This is a genomic window from Nocardioides anomalus, from assembly GCF_011046535.1.
GTDB classification, from domain to species: Bacteria; Actinomycetota; Actinomycetes; order Propionibacteriales; family Nocardioidaceae; genus Nocardioides; species Nocardioides anomalus.
On sequence record NZ_CP049257.1, the window covers coordinates 4,775,754 to 4,801,314 of the forward strand.

The 25,561-nt window shown below is 73.9% G+C and carries 24 protein-coding genes; 11 read left to right on the plus strand and 13 right to left on the minus strand.

Features of this window, described 5'->3' with window-relative positions:
- Window positions 1-6 precede the first annotated feature (6 nt).
- From opgC to G5V58_RS23800, 5 genes are read right to left on the minus strand one after another with little or no spacing between them, the layout of a single operon-like run.
- Window positions 7-2,547 (minus strand): OpgC domain-containing protein, encoded by a 2,541-nt coding sequence (opgC, locus tag G5V58_RS23780; RefSeq protein WP_165237869.1) that lies wholly within the window; start codon window positions 2,545-2,547, stop codon window positions 7-9.
- On the minus strand, window positions 2,532-2,960 hold the full coding sequence (locus G5V58_RS23785; protein ID WP_165237871.1) for an ATP-binding protein: 429 nt from the start codon (window positions 2,958-2,960) through the stop codon (window positions 2,532-2,534). Before G5V58_RS23785 ends, opgC begins: the two co-directional genes overlap by 16 nt.
- Window positions 2,953-3,288 (minus strand): STAS domain-containing protein, encoded by a 336-nt coding sequence (locus tag G5V58_RS23790; protein WP_165237874.1) that lies wholly within the window; start codon window positions 3,286-3,288, stop codon window positions 2,953-2,955. The genes G5V58_RS23785 and G5V58_RS23790 overlap by 8 nt, the downstream gene beginning before the upstream one ends.
- Window positions 3,285-5,294 carry a glycosyltransferase family 2 protein gene (locus G5V58_RS23795; RefSeq protein ID WP_230486912.1) on the minus strand — a complete coding sequence of 670 codons (2,010 nt, stop codon included), beginning with the start codon at window positions 5,292-5,294 and terminating at the stop codon, window positions 3,285-3,287. Before G5V58_RS23795 ends, G5V58_RS23790 begins: the two co-directional genes overlap by 4 nt.
- A complete protein-coding gene (locus tag G5V58_RS23800; RefSeq protein WP_165237876.1) occupies window positions 5,291-6,499 on the minus strand; it encodes a PP2C family protein-serine/threonine phosphatase in 1,209 nt (402 codons plus the stop codon). The genes G5V58_RS23795 and G5V58_RS23800 overlap by 4 nt, the downstream gene beginning before the upstream one ends.
- A 326-nt stretch (window positions 6,500-6,825) precedes the next feature.
- Here G5V58_RS23800 and pdhA point away from each other — a divergent pair, with 326 nt between their 5' ends.
- The 4 genes from pdhA to G5V58_RS23820 are packed head-to-tail and all read left to right on the plus strand — an operon-like array spanning window position 6,826 to window position 11,801.
- On the plus strand, window positions 6,826-7,995 hold the full coding sequence (pdhA, locus tag G5V58_RS23805) for a pyruvate dehydrogenase (acetyl-transferring) E1 component subunit alpha (RefSeq protein ID WP_165237878.1): 1,170 nt from the start codon (window positions 6,826-6,828) through the stop codon (window positions 7,993-7,995).
- Window positions 7,992-8,981, plus strand: a complete 990-nt coding sequence (locus G5V58_RS23810) for an alpha-ketoacid dehydrogenase subunit beta (RefSeq protein ID WP_165237880.1) — start codon at window positions 7,992-7,994, stop codon at window positions 8,979-8,981. Before pdhA ends, G5V58_RS23810 begins: the two co-directional genes overlap by 4 nt.
- A gap of 10 nt (window positions 8,982-8,991) precedes the next feature.
- Window positions 8,992-10,413, plus strand: a complete 1,422-nt coding sequence (locus G5V58_RS23815) for a dihydrolipoamide acetyltransferase family protein (RefSeq protein ID WP_165237882.1) — start codon at window positions 8,992-8,994, stop codon at window positions 10,411-10,413.
- 47 nt (window positions 10,414-10,460) lie between these two features.
- A complete protein-coding gene (locus G5V58_RS23820; RefSeq protein ID WP_165237884.1) occupies window positions 10,461-11,801 on the plus strand; it encodes a serine/threonine-protein kinase in 1,341 nt (446 codons plus the stop codon).
- Here the strand turns inward: G5V58_RS23820 and G5V58_RS23825 are convergent.
- Genes G5V58_RS23825 through G5V58_RS23840 form a run of 4 tightly spaced genes read right to left on the minus strand, consistent with a single transcriptional unit; the run spans window position 11,791 to window position 13,883 of the window.
- Window positions 11,791-12,201 carry a VOC family protein gene (locus tag G5V58_RS23825; protein ID WP_165237886.1) on the minus strand — a complete coding sequence of 137 codons (411 nt, stop codon included), beginning with the start codon at window positions 12,199-12,201 and terminating at the stop codon, window positions 11,791-11,793. The two genes, G5V58_RS23820 and G5V58_RS23825, sit on opposite strands and share 11 nt — an antisense overlap.
- A 10-nt stretch (window positions 12,202-12,211) precedes the next feature.
- Entirely contained in the window at window positions 12,212-12,637 is a 426-nt protein-coding gene (locus G5V58_RS23830; RefSeq protein ID WP_196240535.1) for a helix-turn-helix domain-containing protein, read from the minus strand.
- A complete protein-coding gene (locus tag G5V58_RS23835; protein WP_230486913.1) occupies window positions 12,634-13,419 on the minus strand; it encodes an SDR family oxidoreductase in 786 nt (261 codons plus the stop codon). The genes G5V58_RS23830 and G5V58_RS23835 overlap by 4 nt, the downstream gene beginning before the upstream one ends.
- Window positions 13,420-13,430: 11 nt before the next feature.
- Window positions 13,431-13,883, minus strand: coding sequence for a MarR family winged helix-turn-helix transcriptional regulator (locus G5V58_RS23840; RefSeq protein WP_165237890.1), 453 nt, complete (start codon window positions 13,881-13,883; stop codon window positions 13,431-13,433).
- Window positions 13,884-14,035: 152 nt separating this feature from the next.
- Here G5V58_RS23840 and G5V58_RS23845 point away from each other — a divergent pair, with 152 nt between their 5' ends.
- Window positions 14,036-14,773, plus strand: coding sequence for a hypothetical protein (locus G5V58_RS23845; RefSeq protein WP_230486914.1), 738 nt, complete (start codon window positions 14,036-14,038; stop codon window positions 14,771-14,773).
- A 25-nt stretch (window positions 14,774-14,798) separates the two neighbouring features.
- On the opposite strand, the gene G5V58_RS23850 is transcribed toward G5V58_RS23845, so the two are convergent.
- On the minus strand, window positions 14,799-15,776 hold the full coding sequence (locus G5V58_RS23850) for an NAD-dependent epimerase/dehydratase family protein (protein WP_165237894.1): 978 nt from the start codon (window positions 15,774-15,776) through the stop codon (window positions 14,799-14,801).
- A gap of 144 nt (window positions 15,777-15,920) precedes the next feature.
- On the opposite strand from G5V58_RS23850, the gene G5V58_RS23855 reads away from it, so the two are divergent.
- The 3 genes from G5V58_RS23855 to G5V58_RS23865 are packed head-to-tail and all read left to right on the plus strand — an operon-like array spanning window position 15,921 to window position 19,555.
- Window positions 15,921-16,487, plus strand: a complete 567-nt coding sequence (locus G5V58_RS23855) for an RNA polymerase sigma factor (RefSeq protein WP_165237896.1) — start codon at window positions 15,921-15,923, stop codon at window positions 16,485-16,487.
- Window positions 16,488-16,494: 7 nt separating this feature from the next.
- Complete coding sequence (locus G5V58_RS23860) at window positions 16,495-18,033, plus strand: M1 family metallopeptidase (protein WP_165237898.1); 1,539 nt, start codon at window positions 16,495-16,497, stop codon at window positions 18,031-18,033.
- Window positions 18,034-18,085: 52 nt separating this feature from the next.
- Window positions 18,086-19,555 carry a serine/threonine-protein kinase gene (locus G5V58_RS23865; RefSeq protein ID WP_230487402.1) on the plus strand — a complete coding sequence of 490 codons (1,470 nt, stop codon included), beginning with the start codon at window positions 18,086-18,088 and terminating at the stop codon, window positions 19,553-19,555.
- Here G5V58_RS23865 and G5V58_RS23870 read toward each other — a convergent pair.
- Window positions 19,552-20,223, minus strand: a complete 672-nt coding sequence (locus G5V58_RS23870; RefSeq protein ID WP_165237902.1) for a hypothetical protein — start codon at window positions 20,221-20,223, stop codon at window positions 19,552-19,554. The two genes, G5V58_RS23865 and G5V58_RS23870, sit on opposite strands and share 4 nt — an antisense overlap.
- Before the next feature lie 133 nt (window positions 20,224-20,356).
- Here G5V58_RS23870 and G5V58_RS23875 point away from each other — a divergent pair, with 133 nt between their 5' ends.
- Window positions 20,357-21,796, plus strand: a complete 1,440-nt coding sequence (locus G5V58_RS23875) for a DHA2 family efflux MFS transporter permease subunit (RefSeq protein ID WP_165237904.1) — start codon at window positions 20,357-20,359, stop codon at window positions 21,794-21,796.
- Window positions 21,793-22,308, plus strand: a complete 516-nt coding sequence (locus tag G5V58_RS23880) for a hypothetical protein (RefSeq protein WP_230486915.1) — start codon at window positions 21,793-21,795, stop codon at window positions 22,306-22,308. The genes G5V58_RS23875 and G5V58_RS23880 overlap by 4 nt, the downstream gene beginning before the upstream one ends.
- Here the strand turns inward: G5V58_RS23880 and G5V58_RS23885 are convergent.
- Window positions 22,305-23,012: a hemerythrin domain-containing protein gene (locus G5V58_RS23885; RefSeq protein WP_165237906.1), complete on the minus strand. Its 708-nt coding sequence runs from the start codon at window positions 23,010-23,012 to the stop codon at window positions 22,305-22,307. The two genes, G5V58_RS23880 and G5V58_RS23885, sit on opposite strands and share 4 nt — an antisense overlap.
- A 91-nt stretch (window positions 23,013-23,103) precedes the next feature.
- On the opposite strand from G5V58_RS23885, the gene G5V58_RS23890 reads away from it, so the two are divergent.
- A complete protein-coding gene (locus tag G5V58_RS23890; RefSeq protein ID WP_165237908.1) occupies window positions 23,104-24,612 on the plus strand; it encodes an amidohydrolase in 1,509 nt (502 codons plus the stop codon).
- Here G5V58_RS23890 and G5V58_RS23895 read toward each other — a convergent pair.
- A complete protein-coding gene (locus G5V58_RS23895; RefSeq protein ID WP_230486916.1) occupies window positions 24,601-25,551 on the minus strand; it encodes an SGNH/GDSL hydrolase family protein in 951 nt (316 codons plus the stop codon). The two genes, G5V58_RS23890 and G5V58_RS23895, sit on opposite strands and share 12 nt — an antisense overlap.
- Window positions 25,552-25,561 lie beyond the last annotated feature (10 nt).

The window sequence follows — 25,561 nt, forward strand, 5'->3', positions numbered from 1 at the left end:
CCCGCGTCAGCGCGGGATGACCGAGAAGAGCACCTTCTTCTTGACCATCACCCAGATCAGCAGCATGACCACGGTGTGGAGGAGCGTGCCCACCCAGAAGGCCGTGCGGTCCAGGTGCGGGATGTTGCCGACCGCGATCACGAAGAACACGTGCACGATGAAGACGTAGAGGCTGGCCGAGCCCAGGGGCGTCCACAGCCAGCCGACGGCGGCGTTGATCGGCTTCCAGCAGGTGGTGAGCACGGCGTAGGCGCAGATGATCATGAGCACGCAGTCGACGAGCCGGCCCGGCTGGAGGAAGACCCGGTTGTAGCCGTGCGCGTAGAGCCAGCCGTAGGAGTCGCCCGGGAACGGCGGGGAGAGGAAGCCGAAGTGGTGGCCGGCCCACAGGTAGACCAACGCCGCGGCGTAGGTCAGGACGAAGACGCCGCACGCGAGCTTGCCCCAACGTGAGGTCAGCGCGCGGGTGATCTGGCGGCGGTAGGTGCCCAGCACCAGTCCGTGGGTGAAGAGCACCTGCCAGCTGAGCAGCGGGAAGACGTACTCGAACTGCGAGGGCAGCGGGTGGACCGGGTCGTGGAAGTTGACCACGAACAGCACCCAGGAGCCGGCCAGCAGCAACCACCACAGCCCGCGCTTGATCAGCCACATGAGCGCGGGGAGGGCCAGGCTCAGCACGATGAACAGGCCCATGATGTTGAAGACCCAGGGGCCCATCTCCACGAGCAGGAGCTGCTTCACGGCGTACCACGGGGGCGGGTAGTCGAAGAGCCGCGGGAAGTTGGGGTAGAGGTCGTATACCTGGCCGGCCGCCGTCTCGCCGTTCTCGCCCGTGCCGCGGTCGGTGAACGTCGTGACGACGGCGGTCGAGACGTGCGGCACCTTGCCGAGCAGCCAGACCAGGATGACCACGGCGAGGGTGACGAGGTACTGCTTGCGGGCGCGGCGCAGCATGGTCACGGCCATGGCCCACTCGCCGATCCGGGCGACGCCGGGGAGGTAGACCATCCCGAGCACGATCCCGGAGAGCAGCACGAACATCTCCGCGCCGGTGATCGCGCCGATGGCGTTGAGGCTAAGGTAGCTGTAGACGCCGGCGACCTCGATGTGGGTGAAGACGACGGTGAGGATGATCCAGCCGCGGAACAGGTCCAGCCGCTGGTCGCGCGGGTCGTGCTCCTGCGGGTAGCGCCACGACGGAAGCCACCGCCCGACCAGCCCGGCGACGAGGAAGCCCACGGCGAGCAGGGCGACGCAGAGGACGATCCAGCCCATCTCCGCGCTCTGGTCGTCGGCGTCGGGGAGCCGGCCCTGCGCGGTGGCGGCGTTGCCGGTCTCGAGGTCGAGCACCCGGGTGACCGGCCCGAGGGTGAGGGGCGCGCGGTCCAGGTCGCGGCGCAGGGCGCGGGCCAGGGTGCCGGTCCGCGCCGCGCCCCACCGCACCGTCTGGTCGTCCGCCTCGGCCTCGCGGCGGTCCAGCTCGAGCCAGCTGATCGCGGCGATGAGGGGGTGGTCGTCGACGGCGGCGAAGACCTGCCGCCACCACGACCGCTTGACGTCCAGCTCACTCGAGCCGTCGACGTGCGGGTTGTACAGCGCCCCGGTCTCCACGAGGAACGGCGTCCGGTCGGGCGCGGCGAAGCGGTCGTAGAACGAGGTCCGCGCGACGTCCCGGCCATAGCCCAGGGTCTCCTCGAAGCGGCTCTCGAGCTCTCCGGGCTGCGGGGTGGTGTTGGTGTCGAACTGCTCGCCGGTCTGCTGGCCGCTGTCGTCCTCGCTGATCCGGGTCTGGTCCAGGCTGCCGAACCGGTAGAGGGAGAGCCCCACCCAGTCCACGGCCTCGGCGCCGGGGTAGTAGGGGCCGTAGGGGTCGTCGGCGTCGTCGACGGTGCCGTCGCCGTCGGTGTCGAGCTGGCGGGTCCGCTGCGCGCTGTCCGGGTCGACCGCCCCGTAGGCCTTCCCGAAGGGGTAGCCCGCGCCGTACGCCGGGGACCAGACCATGGCGGCCTGGTCGGTCGCGGCGTGCACGGCCAACGCCAGCTGCCGGAACGCCGCGACGTACTCCCGAGGCTGCTGGCCCCAGGTGACCCAGCTGCCGTTCATCTCCGGCGCGAACCGGACCAGGAAGAAGGAGTCGTACTCGCGGTGCAGGTCGGCCAGCTCGTCGGCCAGCTGCTCGGCCTCGGCGTCGGTGAGGTCGGCCAGCGCCTGCTGGGGCTCGAGGGTCAGGGCCGCGACCGCACCCTGGCTGGCCGCCTGTTGCGCGAACTGCTCGAGGTACGTCGCGTCCTGGTCGGTGAGCGGGTAGTCGACACGCTGCGCGTAGAGCGACGGGGTGCGGCCCAGCCGGCCCGAGTAGTCGGCCGGCAGCTGCTCGCTCCAGTCCAGGCCGGGGCCGAACCACGGCTTCCCGAGCGGCACCCGCGGGACCGGGTCCGGTGACGGGTCGCCGTCCGCGGCGCGCGCGGCGCCGGGCAGCAGGACGAGGCTCAGCAGGGCCAGGACGGCGAGGAGCGCCCGGACCGGCCTGCTCAGTGCCGGTCGCACCGCAGGGTCCAGCGGTTGCGCCCGTCGACCCGCTGGTGCTCGAGGTGGTCCAGCGCGGCCAGGGCCAGGGCCAGGCCGCGACCCGACTCGGCGTCCGCGTCGGGCATGGTGACGTCGCCGAGGTCGAGCTCGACCGGCTGGCCGTTGTCGCCCAGCACCGCCGTCAGCGCCTCGGGGTCGACCGTCACCTCGACGGTCAGCTCGCGACCGCCGGGGTGCGCGACGCCGTGCCCGTCGTCGACGCGGAAGGCGTGCTCGACGATGTTGCCGAGGATCTCCACCACCCCCATCTCGAAGCGCGTCCGGTCCGCGACCGCCACCTCGGGCGAGCGCTCCCAGAGCGCCGCGAGCTCGTCGAGCACCCGGTCGACGACCTCGGGCGCGACGGCGGCGGTCACCGAGACGTCAGCCACCGAACGCCTCCTCCACGCTGGCCCGCGGCCGCAGCACCTTGTCGAGGTTGGTGAGCTCGAAGACGCTCATCACCTCGGGGGTGGGCCGGGCGACCTGGAGGTCGCCGCCGGCCTGGCGGGCGGACTTGAGCCCGGCGATGAGGGCGCCGAGCCCGGAGGAGTCGAGGAAGGTGGTCTCGCCCAGGTCGACCACGACGCGCGTCGTACCGGCGTCGACCAGCTCGGTCAGCACCTCGCGCAGCCGCCGGGCGCTGACCATGTTGAGCCGGCCGCGCGGCACCACCACGCCGATGCCGCGGTCGTCGGTGCGGACGTCGAACTCGATCATCGGGGACCCCCTCGGTCGCTGTGCACGGGCTCGCGCACGTGTCGGCCGGCTCCGGTCCCCACCGGGGGAGCGGAGCCGCGGTAGCGGGCCGCCTCGATGACCACGGAGAGGATCACCAGGTCGAAGGCGACCCAGAACAGGTTGAGGTAGACGCCCAGCGGGCTGCCCTGGTCGAAGGCCAGCAGCCGGACCAGGCCGACCACGGCGGCCACCGCGAGCAGCGCCATCGCGACCAGCTGCGCCTTGACCAGGTGGTACGGCGGCCCGCCGGTCTGCTCGCGGCGTTCCTTGGGGGTGACCGCGAAGTCCAGCGAGCGGCCGAGGAAGACGTTGCCGAACGCCGAGGTGAACGACGTGATCCAGACCGGGAACAGCGCGAGGGAGTACTGCTGGCCGCGCCAGGTCCTGCGCCCGTCGGCCACCACCCAGAACAGCAGCTGGTTGACGAGCAGGAACGGGACGAGCCGGGCGAAGAAGTCGACGCTGATCGCCTGCACCGGCAGCACGCCGAAGAGCAGGTAGACCACCGGCGCCGCGATGTAGACCACGGCGGCGAAGCCGGAGAGGTAGCTCCACATGGTCGCGAAGTACATGAGCCGCTGCGCCCAGGAGAGCCGGCGCTGGCGCAGCGGGTTCTCGCGGAGCATGACCTGGACCGTGCCCTGGGCCCAGCGCAGGCGCTGGGTGAGCATGCTCTCCAGGTCCTCGGGCGCCAGGCCGTGGGCCAGCACCTCGTCGTGGTACGCCGAGCGCCAGCCCAGCGAGTGCAGCCGCATGCAGGTCGCCATGTCCTCGGTGACCGAGATCGTGGCCAGCGGCATGATCGGCTGGGCCTCGCCGGCCCGGTCGACGTCGACGGCGTCGACGAGGGCCTGCACCGTCTCCACCGCGCCGAGCGGGGAGTAGGAGCGGTGGGCCAGTCGCTCGAGCACGGACTCGTCGACGGTGGCCAGTCGCTCGTCGGGGTCGGCGGCGAGCCCCTCGAGCTCGCGGATGGCGGCCAGGTCCGCGGACAGGGTGGTGAGGTCGGCGGCGACCAGCTCGCGACGGATCGCCGCGACCCTGCGCTGGAAGCGGTAGGTCACGTCGAACAGCGCGACCCCGCGGGCCAGCTCGCGGCGGGCCCGCCCGAGGTCGTAGAGGATGAGGTCGAGGGAGCGGCGCACCTCGACGTCCTCGGGGCCGAGCTCCTTGCGGGCCTGGCCGACGACCCGCTTGGCGGTGCGCAGGGCGCGGTGCACGCCGAGCTCGACCTCTCCGACGTACCCCGTCACCCCGAGCTGCATCAGCGCCTCACGGCGGATCACCGCGTTGGAGCCGCAGAAGAACGCGGCGTTCCACCCGTCCTTGCCCTGCTGGATGGGGCCGTAGAAGAGCGGGGCCTGGCTGCCGAGCGGGTCGTGCTCGGGGACGTTCTCGAACCACTGCGGGGTCTGCACCAGGGCCATCCGCTCGTCGGCGAAGAAGCCGAGGGTGTGGTCGAGGATCTCGGGGAGCGGGACCTGGTCGGCGTCCAGGATGAGCAGGAACTCGCCCTCGGTGGCCAGCAGGGCGTTGTTGAGGTTCCCGGCCTTGGCGTGCCGGGCGTGGCCGGTCCAGTGGGTGCCGCGGGTGATCCAGCCGATGCCCTCGGCCTCGCACGCCTGCCGCATCTCCTCGCGGTCACCGTCGTCGAGGACCCAGGTCTCGTGCGGGTAGCCGATGGCCTTGGCCGCACGGGCGGTCCGCATCACCAGCTCGACCGGCTCGTTGTAGCTGGTGATGAACACGTCGACGCTCAGCCCCGGCGCCGGCGCGGGCGGTCGTTCGCGCTCCCGCAGCCGCCACATGGTCAGCCCGAAGAGCAGGGAGTCGATGAGGCTGTAGGTCTCGGCGACGACGAGCGGTACGGCGATCCACCAGGCGGCCCAGTGCACCGAGAACAGCCAGCGCCAGACGACGTAGTTGAGCCCGAGCACGGCCGTGACCACCACGACCGTGCGGATGAGGAGCAGCCGTCGTGTCACCGGTCCCCGCAGGGTGCGCGGTACACCGCCAACGCGGTGACGTCGTCGAGGGGCGTGCGGCCGCGGGTGAGCGCGCTGAGCGCGGCGAGCAGGCTCTCCGGGTCCCGGTGCGCGGCTACGAGCTCGCCCACCGGCACCCACCAGTGCAGCGGGTCCTCGAGCAGGTCGAGGACGCCGTCGGTGAAGACCAGCAGACGGTCTCCCGGACCCAGCGCGGCCCGCCGCTCGGTCCAGTCGTCGTCGGCGAACAGGCCGAAGGGCCGGTCGGCCCCGACGTGCCGCTCCACCCGGCCGTCGGCACGCACCACCAGCATGAGGCCGAGGCCCGCGTCGACGAAGCGGATCTCGCCCGTGCCCAGGTCGACGGCGGCCTCGACCAGGGCAGCGAACGCGCCGGCGCGGTCCAGGTCGCGGTGCAGGCTCCGCGCGACCGCGGTCGCGCTGGCGCCGAGGTCGGCGCCGGCCACCACGTCGAGGTGCGTCGCCCGGAGCGCGGCGCGCACGCCGGCGCCGACGAGCGCGGCGCCCGTCCCCTTGCCCATCACGTCGCCGAGCCCGAGGTGCAGGACCCCGTCGCTGACCCCGTAGTCGAAGAAGTCCCCGCCCACCGCCAGGGCGGGCAGGCACACACCGGCCGCCTCCCAGTCCGGCAGCCGCAGCGGGTGGGCCGGGAGCAGGGAGGCCTGGACGCGGGCTGCCGCGGACATCTCGGTCGAGGCCAGCAGCTCCTGCTCCGCCCACACGGCGAGGTCGAGGAACGACTGCAGCCGGTCGCCCTCGAGCGTGCCCGGCTCGGGGTCGAAGACGCACAGGACGCCCACGACGTTGTCCTGGGCGTCGGTGAGCGGGACACCGGCGTAGAACGCGACCTCCCCGGCGGCGACCAGCCCCAGGTCGCGGAAGCGCCCGTCGGCGCGGGCGTCCGGCACCACGAGCAGCGAGCGCTGGAGCGTGGTGGTGTGGCAGAAGGTCTGCTCGCGTGGCATCGCGGTGCCGTCGTACCCCGCCGCTCCGGGGTAGCACGCCCGGTCGCGGTCCAGGACGGTGATCGTGCTCATCCGAGCACCGAGCAGGGTGCGGGCGACGCGGCTGATCCGGTCGAAGCGCTCCTCGCGGACGTCCTCGCCGAGCCCGAGGGCGTCGACGGCGCGCTGCCGCCGCTCCTCCTCGGTCAGTCGCGGTCGTTCCAGGACAGCGTGGGCCATGTCGTGGTCGTGCCTCGTCCCCAGCACTGTGCAGCCGGTGAGCACCCCCCGTCGGTGTTCTGCCTGCCCCGTCAAGGTACCCAGGGGGGTGTCGACCTCCGACCCGGTCGGACGTTCACCACACCTTCGGGTGGGGTCGCGCCACCGCGACGGGTGCTCCGGTGGTCCGACCGGGTTGGGGCGGCCGCGCCGACCTCGGTACATTGGCGCCGCACGAATCGTGACCCGGCTCACAGCCCCGCACCACCCCCGCGGCGCCGTGTCCGGGCCACCCTCATCCGTGGGCGGAGACCCCGACCCCGGCCGTGACCTCCCGAGGAGACCCAGTGACTGACCCTGCGGCACCACCACCCGCGTTCGGACCGGATCTGGCCGAGGTCTTCGGCCCCTCGCAGCAGGACGGCGGTCCCGAGCTGGTCCAGCTGCTCACGCCCGAGGGTGAGCGCGTCCAGCACCCCGAGTTCGACCTCGACTTCAGCCCGGAGCAGCTGCGCGGCTTCTACCGCGACATGGTCATGGTCCGGCGCATCGACACCGAGTCCACGGCGCTGCAACGCCACGGCGAGCTCGGCATCTGGGCCCAGCTGCTCGGCCAGGAGGCCGCGCAGGTCGGCGCCGGCCGCGCGCTGCGCCCGCAGGACTTCGTCTTCCCGACCTACCGCGAGCACGGCGTGGCCTGGTGCCGCGGGCTCGACCCGCTGAAGCTGCTCGGTCTGTTCCGCGGCGTCGACCACGGCGACTGGGACCCCGAGGAGGTCAACTTCGGCCTCTACACGATCGTCATCGGCGCCCAGACCCTGCACGCCACCGGCTACGCCATGGGCATGCAGCGCGACGGTGCGGTCGGCACCGGCGACCCCGACCGCGACGCGGCCGTCATCGCCCACTTCGGCGACGGCGCCTCCTCGCAGGGCGACGTCAACGAGGCCTTCATCTTCGCCGCGTCCTACAACGCGCCCGTCGTGTTCTTCTGCCAGAACAACCAGTGGGCGATCTCCGAGCCCATCGAGCGACAGACCCGGATCCCGCTCTACCAGCGCGCGCTGGGCTTCGGCTTCCCCGGCGTCCGCGTCGACGGCAACGACGTGCTCGCGACGTACGCCGTCACGCAGGCCGCGCTCCAACGGGCCCGCGACGGCCAGGGCCCGACGTTCGTGGAGGCCTACACCTACCGCATGGGCGCGCACACCACGACCGACGACCCGACCCGCTACCGGCTGTCGGACGACGTGGAGTCCTGGAAGCTCAAGGACCCGATCTCGCGGGTCGAGGCCTACCTGCGGCGCAACGGCCTGGCCGACGCCGACTTCTTCGCCGACGTCTCCGCCGAGGCCGACGCGCTCGGCGCGCGCCTGCGCGACGGGGTCAAGGCCCTGCCCGACCCGCAGCCGCTCGGCATCTTCGAGCACGTCTACGCCGAGCAGACCGAGGAGCTGCGCCGCCAGCACGACGAGTTCGCGGCCTACCTCGACTCCTTCGAGGGGAGCCACGCATGAGCGCCGGGACCGAGAAGATCACCCTGGCCAAGGGGCTCAACCTCGGCCTGCGCAAGGCCATGGAGGACGACCCCAAGGTCCTGCTCATGGGCGAGGACGTCGGCAAGCTCGGCGGCGTCTTCCGGATCACCGACGGCCTGCAGAAGGACTTCGGCGAGGACCGGGTCATCGACAGCCCGCTGGCCGAGTCCGGCATCGTCGGCACCGCGGTCGGCATGGCCATGCGCGGCTACCGGCCGGTGGTCGAGATCCAGTTCGACGGCTTCGTCTACCCGGCCTACGACCAGATCGTGTGCCAGGTCGCCAAGATCCACTTCCGGTCCAAGGGCCGGATCAAGATGCCGATCGTCATCCGCATCCCGTTCGGTGGCGGCATCGGCGCGGTCGAGCACCACAGCGAGTCGCCGGAGGCGCAGTTCGCGCACACGCCGGGGCTCAAGGTCGTGGCCTGCTCCAACCCCGTCGACGGCTACTGGATGATCCAGCAGGCCATCGCCTGCGACGACCCGGTGATCTTCCTCGAGCCCAAGCGGCAGTACCACGCCGACAAGGCCGAGCTCGACGACTCCGTGACCCCCGAGCCGCTGTTCACCTCCCGCGTGGTCCGACCGGGCAGCGACGCCACGCTGCTGGCCTACGGCCCGACGGTGAAGACGGCCATGAAGGCCGCCGAGGCCGCCTCGGGTGAGGGCCGCTCGCTGGAGGTCATCGACCTGCGCACGCTGAGCCCGCTCGACATGGGCCCGGTCCTCGACTCGGTGCGCCGCACCGGCCACGCCGTCGTCGTGCACGAGGCGCACGTCAACCTGGGCATGGGCGCCGAGCTCGCCGCCCGGATCACCGAGGAGTGCTTCTACTCCCTCGAGGCGCCGGTGCTGCGCGTGGGCGGCTTCGACACGCCGTACCCCGCCTCCCGCATCGAGGAGGAGTGGTTGCCCGACCTGGACCGCGTCCTCGACGCCGTCGACCGCTCGCTGAGCTTCTGAGGAGGTCGCGATGCCTGAGTACCTCCTGCCCGACGTGGGCGAGGGCCTGACCGAGGCCGAGATCGTGTCCTGGAAGGTCGAGGTCGGCGACACCGTCGCCATCAACGACATCGTCTGCGAGATCGAGACCGCCAAGTCGATCGTCGAGCTGCCCTCGCCGTTCGCCGGTGTGGTCTCGGCGATCCTGGCGCCCGAGGGCGAGACCATCCCGGTCGGCACGCCGATCATCGCCATCGGCTCCGATGCGGCCGAGCCGGCGCCCGCTGCGGCCGCGCCGGCGCCCGAGATGGAGATCGACCTGTCCAACCCGGCCGCCTCCGGCTCGGGCGAGGGCGAGTCGCTGGTCGGCCGGATGAAGGCCGACCGCGGCCCGACCCGCCGGGCCCGCAAGGTCTCCTCGGGCGCGGCCGCCGTCCACATGCAGGCCCAGGCCGCCTTCGAGACCGGGATGGCCTCGCCGATGGTCGAGGCCGAGGAGCCCGAGCCCGCCGTGCCGGCGTCCTCCCAGGCGCCCGCGGCCCGGGCGGAGTCCGACGTGCGCGTGCTGGCCAAGCCGCCCGTGCGCAAGCTGGCCAAGGACCTCGGCGTCGACCTGGCCACGCTCGAGGCCTCCGGCCCGAACGGGACGATCTCGCGCGAGGACGTCGAGCGGGCCGCCTCCGGCTCGTCCGCGTCCACCCCGGCCCCCGCGGCTGCTCCGGCCGCCCGGCGCGCGCTGGGCGAGCGAGAGACCCGCGAGCCGATCAAGGGCGTGCGCAAGATGATGGCCGGCGCGATGGTGCAGTCGGCCTTCACCGCCCCGCACGTGACCGAGTGGGTCACCCTGGACGCCACCCGGACCGTGGAGTTCGTGGAGCGGCTCAAGGCGCGCCGCGAGTTCCGCGACCTGCGGGTCTCGCCCCTGCTGGTGCTGGCCCGGGCCTGCCTGCTGGCCATGCGGCGCACGCCGGTCGTGAACTCGTTCTGGGACGAGGCCGCGGGCGAGGTCGTGCTCAAGCACTACGTGAACCTCGGCATCGCGGCGGCCACCCCGCGGGGCCTGGTCGTCCCGAACGTCAAGGACGCCCAGGACCTCTCGCTGGCGGAGCTGGCCGAGGCCCTCGGCGCGCTCACCGCCACCGCCCGGGACGGCAAGACCCAGCCCGCGGAGATGGCGGGCGGGACGTTCACGATCACCAACGTCGGCGTCTTCGGCGTCGACGCGGGCACGCCGATCATCAACCCCGGCGAGTCGGCCATCCTCTGCTTCGGCGCCATCAAGAAGCAGCCCTGGGTGGTCACCGAGGGCGGTGAGGACCGGATCGCGGTCCGGCACGTCACCACACTGGCGCTGTCCTTCGATCACCGCCACATCGACGGCGAGGCCGGCTCGCGGTTCCTCGCCGACGTCGCCGGCGTGCTCGAGGACCCGGCGTCCGCGCTGCTGTTCTGAGTCCGGTCCGGAGTTCCGACCCGCGCCTCGCGGGGTAGTAGCCAGTCGTGACGGCTGGCTACCCCCGCGAGGGCGAGACGATCGGGCCGTTCGTCGTGGGGCGCCGGCTGGGCGGCGGCGGGATGGGGGTGGTCTTCGAGGCCCACGACCCCGCCCTGGACCGCCCGGTCGCGCTCAAGGTGATCGCCCCGGAGCTGGCCGAGGACGCGGACTTCCGTGAGCGGTTCCGCCGCGAGGCGCAGACCCAGGCGTCGCTCGACTCGCGGCACGTGGTGCACGTCTACGGCCACGGTGAGGACCAGGGGCGGCTGTGGATCGCCACCCAGCTGGTGCCGGACGGCGACCTGCGGACCCTGCTCACGGCGTACGGACCGCCGCCGGCGCCGGTGGCGGTCGACCTGGTCACCCAGGTCGCGGGCGGGCTCGCCGACGCGCACGCGGCCGGGCTCGTGCACCGCGACATCAAGCCGGCCAACGTGCTGCTGCGCCGCCGCGACGACGGCGGATACACGGCCTACCTGGCCGACTTCGGCATCGCCCGGCGCCTGGACGCCGAGCAGACGCGGACGGCGCTGGCCACGGTCGGCACGCCGACCTACATGGCGCCCGAGCTGCACACCGGCGGCAGCCCCGGCGTGGCCTCGGACGTGTACTCCCTCGGCTGCCTGCTCTGGGCCACGCTGACCGGCGCCGCGCCGTACGCCGGGACCTCGGACTTCGAGGTCGTGACCGCCCACCGCGACCACCCCGTGCCGCAGCTGGCCGAGGACACGCCGCTGGCGCGGGGCCTCAACGACGTGCTGCGCCGGACCATGGCCAAGGACCCGCGCAACCGCCCGTCGTCCGCGGCGGCGGTCCGCGACCGGTTGGCCGCCCTGCGCGGGCCCCAGCCCGAGGTGGCCGTGCGGCCGGCGGCGCCACGGCCGGCGCGGCGTCGCCGCTGGCCGGTCCTGGCCGGTCTGGTCGCGGTGCTCCTCGTCGCCGCGGCCGCGGTGACCTACGCGCTGACCCGGGACGACGACGGCGGTGCGCCGACCTCGCGGTCCACGTCCCCGTCGAGCGCGTCGTCGAGCCCGTCGTCGAGCCCGAATCCCTCGGGCTCGGGCTCCTCGGGCTCCTCGGGCTCCTCGGGCTCCTCGGGCTCGGACCCGGGCGACGTGGAGACGGCGGTGGCCAGCATGGGCGCCGCCTTCGCGACCCAGCCCGGGCTCGACGCCGAGCGGGGCGCGTGCGTGGCCCGGTCGGTGATCGACCAGGTGGGTCTGGACCACCTCGTCGAGATCGGCATGTTCGACGACGACCTCACCTTCACCGACGTCGACCTCGCCGACCACTCGGACGTGAAGGCGGCCCTCAGCTCGGCGACGCTGTCCTGCCTCAGCCCCTGAGCTGCACGAAGCGGAGCTTGTTGCCGAACGGGTCGCGCAGGCCGGCGTCGATGCCGTACGGCTGCTCGTTGGGGCCGTCGGTGAACTCCACGCCCTTGGCCGACAGCTCGTCGCAGGTCCGCCGGCAGTCGTCGGTCACGAACCCGACCCAGCCGCCCATCACGCCCTTGCTGACGAGCTCGCGGACCTGGGCGGCCGTCTCCTCGTCCATCGCCGGCGGCCCCGGCTTCTCGAGCAGGATCGCCCGCCCGGGCTGGCCGGGCACGTTGACGGTCAGCCAGCGCATGAACCCGAGGTCCTGGTCGGTCTGCACCTCCAGGCCGAGCGTGCCCACGTAGAAGTCGAGGGCCTCGTCCTGGTCGAGGACGAAGATCTGGGAGACGTTGATGTCGGTGAACATGGCGAGGACGCTATTCGGAGCGCCGGCCGCGTCCTTCTCCGAAACTGCTCGGTCTCGTCCAGGCCATGGCGAAGTGGGTCGGGACGTGGTCGACCCGCGGGTGGGCGCCGCGGTAGGCCTTCGGCGACTCGCCCACGATCTCGCGGAAGGTCCGGCTGAAGGTCCCCAGGCTGGTGAACCCCACGGCCATGCAGATGTCGGTGACCGAGCGGTCGGTCGAGACGAGCAGCGCCATGGCCCGCTCGACCCGGCGCCGCTGCAGGTAGCGGTGGGGCGTCTCGCCGAACGTCGCGCGGAAGGTCCGGATGAAGTGCGCCGGCGAGACGTGCGCGATCCGGGCCAGGGCCGGCACGTCGAGCGCCTCGGCGAACCGGCGGTCCATCGCGTCGCGCGCGCGGAGCATGCGGCGGTTCTGCTGCTCGGTCTCGCGGCTCACGGGGCGGGCAGCTCCACGTCCCAGCCCTCCGGGGCGACCGGGTGCAGGATCGCGTCGGTGCCGCCGTCGACGTAGAGCACCGAGCCGACCACCAGCGAGGCGGCGTCGGAGAGCAGGAAGGCGATCGGCGCCGCGACCTCCTCGGGGCGGCCGTCGCGGCCCAGGGCGCTCGGGTAGGCCTCGGAGAGCGGTCCGAAGACCGGGTCGGCGCTCAGCTGCTCGGTCATCGCGGTCGCGACCTTGCCGGGGGCGACCGCGTTGAGCCGGACGCCGGCGCCGAGCCACTCCGGCCGGACGCCCTCGCGTCGCGCCCACCAGGCCAGCGCGGCCTTGCTCGCGGGGTAGACCTGCACCGCCTCGTGCGCGGCTGCGGTGCGCCGGGCCGCGGCCTCGTCGCCGGCCAGGCAGGCCGCCGCCACGTCGCCGGCCCAGCCCGGCTGGCCGGTGATCGAGTTGGAGGCCAGGAACACCACGCCCGCGCCGCCCGCGGCGGCGAGCGGCTCGCGCAGGCCCTCGACCAGCGCGACGGCGCCGAAGAAGTTCACCGACACCACCCGGGCCGGGTCGGTCCCGGTGAAGCCGCCGATGCCGGCGGCCGGGACGACACCGTGCACCACGTCGGCGCGCTCGCGGACACCGGCCACCGCCGCGGCCCGGCCCTCGGGCGTGGCCAGGTCGGCGACCACGTCCGCGTCGCGGAGGTCCACGGTCACGACCCGGTGGCCCTGCTCGCGCAGCAGCGCGGTGGTGGCGGCGCCGATGCCGGACGCCGCGCCGCTCACCACGCAGGTCCTCACCGGCCCGACCCCGGGTGGCCGTCCCCGTCGAGGCCCTGGTCGGCGGCGATCTTGTCGAGCAGGTGGAACAGCGTGCGCTTCTCGTCCGGGTCGAGGGCGCGGGTGATCTCCCGCTCGTGCTCACCGACCGCGCTCAGGATGCTCATCAGCCGACCCTCGGCGGTGCCGACCGTGTGCAGCTCGCGGTGGCGGCGGTCGTGCGGGCTCTGCCGGCGCTCGAGCAGGCCCTCCTCCTCGAGCTCGTCGACCAGGCGCACCACGCGCGACGGTGCGGCGCCGAGGCGCGCGGCCAGGGCCTGCTGGTTGAGCCCGGCGTGCTGACCCACCACGCGCAGCACCGCGACGTGCTCCGGCGTGAGGCCGAGCTCGGCCACCCGCTGCGCGAAGCGGGCCGAGGTGTGCGCGCCGACCTGCGACAGCAGCAGGGCGACACCGGTCGGACGGGGCATGGAGCGATCCTCCCAGGTCAGCAACATCGTTGCGGAACGGAATGATTTCATTCTAGAATGATTCGGGTGCAGAAGCGTATGGACCTGGCCAGGGCACGGCTGGTGTGGCGCGTCAAGTGAGTGCGGAGGTGGCGCGCGGAGGGTCAGACGCGGTGCGTGAGGCGCGAGCCCGGCTGCTGCTGGCCGTCGCCGCCCTGCTGGTCCTGAGCGGGCTGGTGCACCTGGTGGTGTTCGCCGTGGACGACCGGCCGTGGGCGGGGCCGGTGTCGTGGCGCAAGCCTGCGACGTTCGGCCTGTCGTTCGGGGTGACGCTGGCCTCGGTGGTGTGGGTGACGTCCTACCTGCGCCTGCGCGAGCGGACCCGGACCTGGCTGCTGGGCGTCTTCGCGGCCGACTGCGTGGTCGAGGTGGCCGGGGTGAGCCTCCAGGCCTGGCGCGGCGTGCCCTCGCACCTCAACCGCTCGACCCCGACCGACGCCGCAGTCGCGACCGTCCTGGCCCTCGGCGGCGCCGTGCTCATCGGGGTCCTCGGCACCTTCGCCGTGCTCGCCGTGCGCGGCCGCACCGACGCGGCGCCCAGCATGCGGCTGGCGCTGCGCGCCGGCTTCGCGCTGCTCGTGGCCGGGCTGCTGGCCGGCGCCGCGATGATCGCCGTCGGCACGGTGGCCATGCGGACGGGCAGCGAGGCGCACGCCTACGCGGTCACCGGCTTCCTCAAGGAGTTCCACGGCGTGACCCTCCACGCGGTGCTCGTCCTGCCCGCCCTGGCCTGGCTGCTGGCCCGGACCTCCTGGCCCGAGCGCCGGCGCCTGGTGGTCGTGCGCGCCGGTGTGGCGGCGTACGTCGCCGCGGCGCTCGCCGCGCTGGTGCTCGACCTCGCCACGGCGTGACCTCGGCGTGATCCCGCGTGGAGGCTCAGCCCCGCGCCCGCCAGGCGTCCAGCAGGGCGCGCTCCCGCTCGGGGGTGATCCCGGTGACCGGAGCGTCCGGGTCCGCCGCGAGCCAGGCCACCGTGTCGCGGGTGGTGTCGGTGAGCGGGCGGAGGGTGAGGCCGGCGGCGAGCGGAGGCCGCACGTCGTGGGCGGGCAGGCCGTCGTACTCCGGGCGCGGCAGCCAGAGCGGGACGGAGTCCGGCCCGGCCCAGGGCTCGACGCCCTGCTCCTGCAGGAACTCCTGGGGCACCCAGGTCAGCGAGACCTCGGCGTCGACGCCCTGGGCGCAGCGGGCCAGCAGCTCGCGCATCGGCTGCGGCTCGCCGACGCCGTCGTGGGTGCCGGTGGTGCGCTGCTCGCAGGCGGTGACGATCCACTCGGCCAGGTCGCGCACGTCCACGACCTGCATGACGTCCTCGGGGTCGCCCGGCGCCAGGACCTCACCGCCGGCGGCGAGCCGGCGCGGCCAGTAGGTGAACCGGCCGGTCGGGTCCTCGGGGCCGACGATCAGCCCCGGCCGCACCACCATCGCGGAGGCGGCGCCCTCGAGGACCGCGCGCTCGCAGGCCACCTTCATCGGACCGTAGGCCTCCGGGTGCTCGGCGAGGTCGGCGTCCTCCTCCTGGGCGTCGACCAGCGGCAGCGTGTCGGGCGTGCCGCCGGGGGTCGCGTCGTCGGCGTAGACGTTGACGGTGGAGACGAAGACCCAGTGCGCGGCCGGGTACGCCGAGACGGCGGCGCGCACCCACGACGGCAGCCGCGCCACGTCCACGACCGCGTCGAACCCGCCGCCCAGGTCGGGGAGCCCGGCGGCGCGGTCCACCGGCACCAGGCGGGCGCCGTCGGGGACGGAGCCGGAGGTGCCGCGGGCGGCGCAGGTGACGTCGTGGCCCCGCGCCAGGGCCGCCGCGGTCACCGCGCGGGAGAGGAAGACCGTGCCACCGAGCACCAGCAGTCGCATGCGCTCACCCCACACGGCCGCGGAGCGGGGCACAACCCCGACACCAGCGGTTCAGCGCAGAGCAGAAGGTCTCGATCGCGTTGCGATGCGCGCCGGGGTCACCAGCCCTGTCTTATCTTCGGTCCCACCGGGAAGGGTGAGGACATGACAGACACGGCGGCCACGCCGGACGAGATCGACGACCTGGCTCGACGCGCCCAGGACGGGGACCGCGACGCGCTCGAGCAGCTGCTCGCGGCGGTGCGCCCGCGCACGCTCAACGTGTGCCGCGGGGTGCTGCCCTACACCCCCGACGCCGAGGACGCCTGCCAGGAGGCGCTCATCAAGGTGGCCGAGAAGATCGGCACCTGGAACCAGCGCGGCCGGTTCACGACCTGGCTGCACGTCGTGGCGGTCAACAGCGCGCGCTCGACGTACCGCCGGATGAAGAACCAGGCCGTCGCCGCCGACCCGACCGACTCCCCGGCGATGCAGCGGCCCGACCCGCGCACGACCAGCGTCATCGCCGGGACCCGGCTGGACCTGCTCGAGGCCATGGAGACCCTCGAGCGCGAGCACCCGCAGTTCGTGGAGCCGCTGCTGCTGCGCGACGTCTACGGGCTGCCCTACGAGGAGATCGCGCGGCTCGTCGACGCGCCGCTCGGCACGGTCAAGGCGCAGATCCACCACGGCCGCCGGCTGGTGCGACCGATGCTGGCCGAATCCCCGTGAGGTCCGCGTGAGGCGCACTACCCCCGTCGCGGCCCTGCTGGCCGCGGCGCTCGGCCTCACCGGCCTCGCGGCCTGCGACGCCACGAGCGGTACGGCGGACGCGCGGCGCGACACCGCGGCGGCGACCAGCACCGCCGACCCGTCGGCGAGCGCGACCCCGTCCGGCACCGCCTCGCTCCCGGCCGAGGACGACCCGGCCACCGACCCCGACGACCCGGCCCTCGACGTCGCGCTGAGCGAGCCGGCCGAAGACTCCTACTACCCCGACGTCGGCGACCCGAGCGTGGACGCGCTGCACTATGACCTCGACCTGGCCTGGACGCCGGACACCCGCACCCTCGAGGGCCGCGCGACCGTCGAGCTGCGCTCGACCGCGACCGGCGACCACCTCCAGCTCGACCTCGGCGCGCCGCTCGAGGTCGACGGTGTGACGCTGGACGGCGCCGACGTGCCGTTCACCCACGACGGCGACCACCTGGTGGTGACCGCGCCCGTGACCGAGGACGAGCGCTACGTCCTCGGCGTCCAGTACGCCGGCACCCCCGAGCCGACCCCGGCGCCCACGACCCGCAGCGACTTCAGCACCAGCGGCTGGACCATCACGCCGAGCGGCGAGACGTGGACCATGCAGGAGCCCTACGGCGCGTTCACGTGGTACCCCGTCAACGACCAGCCGTCCGACAAGGCCCTCTACGACATCAGCGTCACCGTCCCCTCGCCGTGGGTCGGCGTGGCCAACGGCGAGCTGGTCGACCAGAGCGACGACGGCGGCCTCACCACCACGCAGTGGCACCTGAGCAGCCCCGCGGCGTCGTACCTCGTCACGGTGGCGACCGGCGCCTACACGCGGACCACCAACACCTCGAGCAGCGGCGTGGAGATCTCCTACTGGGTGCCCAGCGACCGGCCGGGGCTCGCCGACCGGCTGCACGTGGCGGCCGCCGGGCTCGACTGGCTGGAGGCGCGCCTCGGGCCTTACCCGTTCGACTCGCTCGGCTTCCTGCTCGTCGACTCCCAGAGCGGCATGGAGACCCAGACCATGATCACGCTGGGCCTCACCGACTACGCCACGTCGCCGGAGGTGCTGGTCCACGAGATGGCGCACCAGTGGTACGGCGACGAGGTCACGCCCGACGACTGGAGGGACGTCTGGATGAACGAGGGCATGGCCATGTACCTCCAGTGGACCTGGCAGGCCGACGACGCCGGGGTCGACCTCGAGAGCGTGATGGACGGCTTCGCCGCCGACGAGCGGGAGCTGCGCGCGCAGTCCGGGCCGCCGGCGGCGTACGAGAAGGGCGAGTTCGGCGAGTCCAACGTCTACTACGGACCGGCGGTCATGTACGACGAGCTGCGCAAGCGGATCGGCGACGAGAGGTTCTGGCAGGTCGTGCGCGACTGGCCGTCTCGGGACCCGATGACCAACGCCGACCGCGACGAGTTCCTCGACTGGTGGGTGCAGGAGACCGGCGTGGACCGGCGGTTCTTCGAGGACTGGCTGCTCAGCCCGACGAGCCCGGACCGGTCCCAGCTCGCCGACTCCTGACGTGCCGGATCGTCGCGACGAGGCCCCGACAGGCCACAATGCCCGGGTGTCCATGCCCGCCCACCTCGGCCGCTACGCCGTGCGCCGCCGGATCGGGTCCGGCGGGTTCGCGACGGTGTGGCTGGCCTACGACGAGCAGCTGGACTCCCCGGTCGCGGTCAAGGTGCTCGCGGACAACTGGACCGAGGACCACCAGGTCCGGCAGCGGTTCCTCGAGGAGGGGCGCTACCTGCGCAAGGTGGAGTCCCCCCACGTGGTCAGCGTGTACGACGCCGGCGAGCTCGACGACGGCCGGCCGTACCTGGTCATGTCGTACGCCGACCAGGGCACCCTCGCCGACCGGCTCGAGGTCGACGGGCTGACGCCCGTCCAGGCTGTCGAGGTGGTCCGCCAGGTCGGCGCCGGCCTCCAGGCCCTGCACGACCGCGGCATCCTGCACCGCGACGTCAAGCCGGCCAACGTCCTGTTCCGCACCGTCGACACCCCCGACGGCGAGGCGGTCCGCGCCATGGTCGGCGACCTCGGCCTGGGCAAGGCCCTGGACATGTCCTCGCGCCTGACCATGGTGGCCGGCACCCCGACGTACGTCGCCCCGGAGCAGGCCGCCGCCGAGGCCCCCGACGCCCGCGCCGACCAGTACTCCCTCGCCGCCCTCGCCTACCTCCTCCTCACCGGCCGCCCGCCGTTCCGCCACGGCACCCTGGCCGACGCCATGCACCCGCTCGAGGTCGCGCCGGCCTCGACACCCGAGCGGCCGTTCGCGCCGGACGTGGACGCCGTGCTGCGCCGCGGGCTCGCGCGCGACCGCGAGGACCGCTTCGGGACCGTCACGGCCTTCGTCGACGCGCTGGTCGCGGCCGTCGACGCGCCCGACGACGGCTCCGCCACGCTGCTGCACCGCGACCCCGAGCTGACCCAGCCGGGGCCGCGGCCGACCGTGCGGCCCACGGTGCGGCCCACCGAGGGTGCGGCCGCACCGCCGCCCCGGCGCCGCGGCCGCCGGGTAGCGGTGCTGGCGCTGGTCGGCGTGGTCGCCCTTGCGGTCGGCGGCGGGGCCGGGTACGCCGTGCAGCGCTCGGTCGCCCCCACGGACCACACCGTCACCGACGACACGCTCGCGGTGACCGTGCCGGAGGCCTGGGACAGGGAGGCCACCGACGGGTGGCTGCCGCCCAACGGCGAGGACGGCCCGCGCCTGTCCGCCGTCTCGGCGGGCACGACGTCGGACTGGGCCTCGAGCGAGGACGGCGAGGGCGTCTTCGCCGGGCTGCTGGCCAGCACCAAGCTGCCCGAGGAGCTGCCGGCCCACCCCGAGTGCGGCAGCGCCGGCCGCACGATCCAGGACAGCCGTGACGGCGAGGACTCGCTGACCGCGGTCTACTCCGACTGCCCGGGCGGCACGGTCGTCGCCGAGCGCACCGTGCTGGTCACCGCCAACACCCTGCTCTGGGTCCAGGTCCGGGCCAGGGACCGGGGCACGGTCAACGACGTGCTCGACAGCGTGCGGACGCGAGGCCTCTAGGGCTTCTCGCCCTCGGGGACCGGCTCGAGGTAGGTGACCGAGTCGGCCACCTTGGCCAGCAGGTCGCGGATGCCCTCCGTGTCGACCACCCGGCCCGTCACGGCGATGTCCGCGATGGCGATGTTGTTGTCGTCGCCGACGAAGCGCTCGGCGGTCACCTTCCGGTGGCCCTCGAAGATGTAGGTCGCCTCCAGGCTGTCGGCCGTCTCGGCGGTGAACTGCAGGTCCTGCAGGTTCTCGTCGGCCTCGCTGGACTCCAGGGCCGTCACCCGGGCGGTCTTGGCCACCTCGGGCGACTGGTGCTGGCCGATGAGCACGTTGACACGCAGGGAGTAGGTGTTGCTGACGTTGGTCGCGATGTAGGTCCAGGTGTCGCTGTTGGGCTGCTTGTTCTCGGTCCAGCCGACCGGGGCCTGGATGGAGACGCCGGCGCCCCGCTTGGTCAGCCGCAGGTCCCGCACCTCGCCGGGCAGCCCGGGCTCCAGGGCCGGGTCGTCCGGGTCCGGGAGCACCTCGAACTGCTCCGGCGTCGGCAGCGGCGAGGCCGGCAGGGGTGCGGGATCGGCGGCCGAGCGGCGCTCGGGCTCGGCGCGCTGGCCGACGGCGTACCCGCCCGCGACGCCCACCGCGAGCAGCACGACGGCCACCCCGAGCGCACGCCACCACATGGGCGTGAACCTACCGACCCCGGGCACGCCTGCTGGGACGCGCGATGAGTCCGGGAAGTTGCGCGGGTCTGTCGAATTCACCGCGCCCCGTTCGTGGAGAGGGTGAAGACCCCTCCACCGCTAGGAGAAGCCGATGACCACCAAGAGCCGCTGGCTCGCCCTCTACGTGCTGTGCCTGGGCGACTTGATGATCGTGCTCGACCAGAGCATCGTGAACGTCGCGCTGCCGTCGATCCGCACCGACCTCGGCTTCTCGCAGGCGTCGCTGGCCTGGGTGGTGAACGCCTACCTGCTGACCTTCGGCGGCTTCCTGCTGCTGTCCGGGCGCCTGGGCGACCTGCTGGGCAACCGGCGGGTGTTCCTGGGCGGCGTGGTGTCGTTCACGGTGGCCTCGGCGGTCTGCGGGCTGGCCCCGACCTCGGAGTTCCTGGTCGTCGGGCGGGCCGTGCAGGGCCTGGCCGGGGCGTCGGTCTCCGCGGTCGCGCTGGCGCTGATCATGGGCCTGTTCACCGAGCCGGGGGAACGGGCCAAGGCCATGGGCGTCTTCGGGTTCGTGATGTCCGGCGGCGGCGCCGTGGGCGTCCTGCTCGGCGGCGTGCTGACCGGGCTGCTGTCGTGGCACTGGATCTTCCTGGTGAACGTCCCCGTCGGCCTGGCCGTCGTGGTGGCCGCGCGGGCCGTGCTGCCCGGCGACGACGTGGTGCCCGGCTCGACCCGGCTGGACGTGCCCGGGGCGGTGCTGGTGACCGCGGCGCTGATGCTCGCGGTGTACGGCGTGGTCGGCGGCAACGAGGCCGGCTGGACGTCGGGCCGCACCCTCGGGCTGCTCCTCAGCGCGGTCGCGCTGCTGGTGGCCTTCGTGGTCCGCGAGAGCCGCACCTCGGCGCCGCTGGTGCCGCTGCGGCTGTTCGCGCTGCGCAACGTCTCGGTCTCGCAGGTCGTCGGCGTGCTGTGGGCTGCGGCGATGTTCGCTTGGTTCTTCCTGGCCGCGCTGTACCTCCAGCAGGTCCTCGGCTACTCGGCCCTCGAGGTCGGCCTCGCGTTCGTCCCGACCAGCCTGGTGATGATGGTCTGCTCGCTGAAGCTGTCCGACCGGCTGGTCATGACCTACGGCATCCGCCCCCCGCTCACCGTCGGGCTCGGCCTGGCCGCGGTGTCGCTGGCCCTCTTCGCCACCGCGCCGGTCGACGGCACCTTCGTGGTCCACGTGCTGCCCTCGATGCTGCTGCTGGGCGTCGGCGCGGGCATCGCCTTCAACCCCGTGCTGCTGGCGGCCATGGGCGACGTCGAGCCGCACGAGGCCGGTCTCGCCTCCGGCGTGGTCAACACCTCGTTCATGATGGGCGGCGCCCTCGGCCTGGCCGTGCTGGTCGCGGTCTCCGACTCCCGCACCGCGGCGCTGACCGCCTCCGGGTCGGACCCGGTCCAGGCCCTGCACGGCGGGCTCCAGGTGGCCTTCGCGGTGGGCGCGGTCTTCGCCGCCCTCGCGGCCGTCGTCGGCGGGACCCTGCTGCGGCCCCAGCCGATGGCTGCGCACGCCGACGACGAGGAGCCCGTAGCCTGCGCCGCGTGACCCGTCCGAGCGCAGCGGAGCGCGCGGCCACCCTGCCCGGCGACGAGCTCGTCGCGTCCGCCGACGTGGTGATGGACCGCGCGTTCTCGCTGCCCGCCCCGCCCGACGAGGTCTGGCCCTGGCTCGTGCAGCTCGGCAAGCGCCGGGCCGGGTGGTACCTCCCGCACTGGTTCGAGCGCCTCGTCCCGCCGAGCCGGCGCGGGTTGCGGCACCTCGAGCCGGCGCACCTCTCGCTCGCCGTGGGCGACGTCATCCCCGACTGGGGTGGCCGCGACGAGACGTTCACCGTGGCCGAGCTGGTGCCCGGCCACCACCTGGTGCACACCTCGACCCGGGGGCACGTGCACCTGTCGTGGTGCCTGCTCCTGACCCCGGAGGGCGCCGGGAGCCGGCTGCACCTGCGGCTGCGGCTCGGCGGCGTGCGGCGCCGCTGGCTGGCCGAGCACGCCGGCGGGCTGGTCGACTGGGCGACGGTGGCCGGGCTGGCCGCCGGGCTGCGGGAGCGGGTCTAGCCCCTCCGCTCCAGCTCGGCCAGCGTCAGGAGCGGTACGTCGGCGGCGGGCGTGCCGGCCCACAGCGCCTCGCGACGCTGGGCGTAGGGGCGGCCCATGAGGTTCACCAGCAGGAACCGCGGCACCGGCGGGACGAGGTGGAGGACCGTGCTGCGGTCCTCGGGGTTCGCGTTGTCGACGATCCAGTGGCCCTCGAAGGCCAGCTGGGTGGTCTTCTTGGGCTTGACGTTGTACGTCTGCTCCCAGTCCTCGTGCTCGTGGTGGGTGAGGGTGCGCTCGACCAGCGGCATCATCTCCACCTCTTCGTGGCGCAGGTGGGGGTCGAGCACCGTGCGCAGCGCGGCCACCGCCGCCGCGACCCGCTCCTGCCGGCCGGGGTCGTCGGCCCAGGCCCGCGCGGCGGCCGTCACCTCGTCCATCGCCGGCGTGATCGCGTGGTGCTCCTCGTCCATCGCGTCCAGCACCGGCGCCAGGCTCGGGTCCTTGCGGCGGATCATCGGGTACAGGCCCGTGTCCTCGCCCTGGTGGTGGTGGTGCAGGAAGTCCATCGCCCAGACCAGGTGCTCGGCCAGGGCCGCCCGGCGCGTGTCGGGGACGTCGCCCGCCTCCAGGACGAGTCGGGCCCGCTCGAGGTCGCGCCGCAAGGCGCCGTGGACGATCCCCATCATGCGGGTGTCGGCGGGGCCTGCGGGATCGGTCGTCACCGTCCCCACTGAACCCCCGGCGGCGGGTCCCTGCCACGGCCCGTCCGGGTCATTGCGCCGTGGCCCGGGTGGGTGACCTAGCGTGACGCCGGTGACCACGCTGATGATCCGCGCGGCGCGGCTCGTGCCGATCGGACCGACCGCGTCAGCGCCGCGGGAGCCGGTCGACGTGCTGGTCGAGGACGGGCGGGTCACCGCGGTGGTCGGCCGACTCGACCCGCGGCCGGGCGTCGAGGAGATCGCCGCGGACGGCCGCTGGCTGGCGCCCGGGCTGTGGGACCAGCACGTGCACCTCGGCCAGTGGACCCTGGCCTCGCAGCGGCTCGACCTGGCGCCGGCGCGGTCGCCGGAGGACGTGCTGGCGCTGCTGCGCGAGCGGCTGCTCACCCTGCCCGGGGTGCCGGTCATCGGGTGGGGCCACCGTCCTGGCACCTGGACCCGCGACGTCACGGTCTCCGAGCTCGACGCCGTCACCACCGACGTACCGGTCGTGCTGATCGCCGGCGACGGGCACCACGCCTGGCTCAACACCCCGGCGCTGCTCCACCTGGCCCTGCCGGTGCGCGACTCGGTGGTGCGCGAGACCGAGTGGTTCGCGGTCTACCCGCGCCTGGCCGGCCTGGTCGGGAACGACGGGACGTCGCCGGAGGCGTTCCGCCGCACCCTGGAGGCGGCCGCGGCGCGCGGCGTGGTCGGGCTGGTCGACTTCGAGTTCGGCGGCAGCCGGGCCGACTGGGCCGAGCGCTGGGGCGAGGGCTGCGACCTGCTGCGCGTGCGCTGGGCGACCTACGCCGACACGCTGGAGGAGACCCTCGAGGCCGGGCTGCGGACCGGGGACACCCTGCCCGGCTGCGACGAGCGGGCCACCATGGGGCCGCTCAAGATCATCAGCGACGGCTCGCTCAACACGCGCACGGCGTGGTGCTGCGAGCCGTACGCCGACGCGCACCGGCTCGAGTACCCCGCCGGCCAGGCCAACCTCTCCGGCGAGGAGCTGCGCGGCCTGCTGGCCCGCGCGCACGCCGGTGGCCTCGAGGTGGCCACGCACGCGATCGGCGACGCCGCGGTGGCCGAGGCGCTCGCGGCGTACGCCGCCACCGGTGCGGCCGGCTCGATCGAGCACGCCCAGCTCGTCGGTCGCGAGGACGTCCGGCGGATGGCCCGGCTCGGCGTCCGCGCCAGCGTCCAGCCCGCGCACCTGCTCGACGACCGCGACCTCACCGAGGCGGTCTGGCCGGGCCGCGCCGAGCGCAGCTTCGCGTTCCGCTGGATGCTCGACGACGGCGTCGAGCTGGCCCTCGGCTCGGACGCCCCGGTCTCGGCGCTCGACCCCTGGCTGGCCATCGCCGCCGCCGTGCACCGCTCGGCCGACGACCGCGACCCCTGGCACGACGAGCAGGCGCTCACCCCGGCCGAGGCCCTGGCCGCCTCCGTCGACGGCCAGCCCACGGTCGGTGTCGGCTCACCCGGCGACCTGGTCCTCCTCGACGCCGACCCGCTGGCCGGGCACGAGGACAGCGCGGCGACCGGTCACGCCCTGCGGCACACCGAGGTCGCCCTGACCGTGGTGGCCGGCCGGGTCGTGCACTCAGCCCTGTAGCTGCTGCTCGATCAGCCCGGCGACCGCCTGCTGCTCCTCGGCGAACGGGTGGAAGGCGATGGCCCGGGTGAGGTCGGTCTGGCTGCCGTTGACCCAGGCCTGGTCGCCCGCGCAGATGTCGTGCCCGGCGCTGGCCGCGGCCACGTCGACGTAGGTCGCGTCGTTGTCCTGCGCGGCCTTCTCGAGCGCGGCGTTGAGCGCCTCGGTCACCGAGCGCACGTAGGCGTAGTCGCCCGCCGCCAGCGGCAGGATCGGGCAGGTGCCGCTCTCGGGGACCGGCTGCGGGTAGCCGACCAGCAGCACCTGTGCCTGCGGGGCCCGGTCGTGCACGCCGGCCACCGCCGCACCGACCCGGTCGCCGATCTTCTGCGCCCGCTTGACCAGCTGGTCCGGGCCGCCCTCGGGCGCGAACCGGTCCTGGCACGGCGACCCGGCGGCGTCGCCGGCGCCGAGCTGCGCGCAGGTCCCGACCATGGTCTGGAACAGGCCGAGGTCGTTGCCGCCGATGCCCAGCGTCACCAGCGCGGTGTCCTCGGAGAGCGCGTCGAACTGGGCCGGGAGCGTGACGCCGCCGTTCTGCTGCACCCCGATCAGCGACAGCGTGCTGGCCCCCGAGCAGCTGACGTCGACGAGCTCGGCGCCGGTGGCGGCGGCGAGCAGGGCCGGGTAGTTGTGGTCCGAGCGCGCGCAGCCCGTGGTCAGGTCGGTGTCGGGTACGCCGGGCGCGGCCGTGTAGGAGTCGCCGAGCGCGACGTAGGTCCCGACGGCGCCCGCCGTGGCCGGTGCCGACGTCGAGGCGGACGCCGAGGCCAACGCGGTCGCGGAGGCCGAGGTCGGGTCGGCGCCGGCGTCGCCGGAGGAGTCGGTCGAGGAGTCGGACGACGAGCAGCCGGCCAGCGCCAGGAGCAGGGCGGTCGCGAGGACCCGGGGCAGGAGCACCTCACCACGG

What these genes read in the sequence shown, in the direction of transcription:
- G5V58_RS23790 (WP_165237874.1), bottom strand. Translation starts at nt 3,288, where the DNA reads ATGATCGAGTTCGACGTCCGCACCGACGACCGCGGCATCGGCGTGGTG.
- G5V58_RS23800 (WP_165237876.1), bottom strand. Translation starts at nt 6,499, where the DNA reads ATGGCCCACGCTGTCCTGGAACGACCGCGACTGACCGAGGAGGAGCGG.
- G5V58_RS23810 (WP_165237880.1), top strand. Translation starts at nt 7,992, where the DNA reads ATGAGCGCCGGGACCGAGAAGATCACCCTGGCCAAGGGGCTCAACCTC.
- G5V58_RS23815 (WP_165237882.1), top strand. Translation starts at nt 8,992, where the DNA reads ATGCCTGAGTACCTCCTGCCCGACGTGGGCGAGGGCCTGACCGAGGCC.
- G5V58_RS23825 (WP_165237886.1), bottom strand. Translation starts at nt 12,201, where the DNA reads ATGTTCACCGACATCAACGTCTCCCAGATCTTCGTCCTCGACCAGGAC.
- G5V58_RS23840 (WP_165237890.1), bottom strand. Translation starts at nt 13,883, where the DNA reads ATGCCCCGTCCGACCGGTGTCGCCCTGCTGCTGTCGCAGGTCGGCGCG.
- G5V58_RS23850 (WP_165237894.1), bottom strand. Translation starts at nt 15,776, where the DNA reads ATGCGACTGCTGGTGCTCGGTGGCACGGTCTTCCTCTCCCGCGCGGTG.
- G5V58_RS23855 (WP_165237896.1), top strand. Translation starts at nt 15,921, where the DNA reads ATGACAGACACGGCGGCCACGCCGGACGAGATCGACGACCTGGCTCGA.
- G5V58_RS23865 (WP_230487402.1), top strand. Translation starts at nt 18,086, where the DNA reads ATGCCCGCCCACCTCGGCCGCTACGCCGTGCGCCGCCGGATCGGGTCC.
- G5V58_RS23870 (WP_165237902.1), bottom strand. Translation starts at nt 20,223, where the DNA reads ATGTGGTGGCGTGCGCTCGGGGTGGCCGTCGTGCTGCTCGCGGTGGGC.
- G5V58_RS23875 (WP_165237904.1), top strand. Translation starts at nt 20,357, where the DNA reads ATGACCACCAAGAGCCGCTGGCTCGCCCTCTACGTGCTGTGCCTGGGC.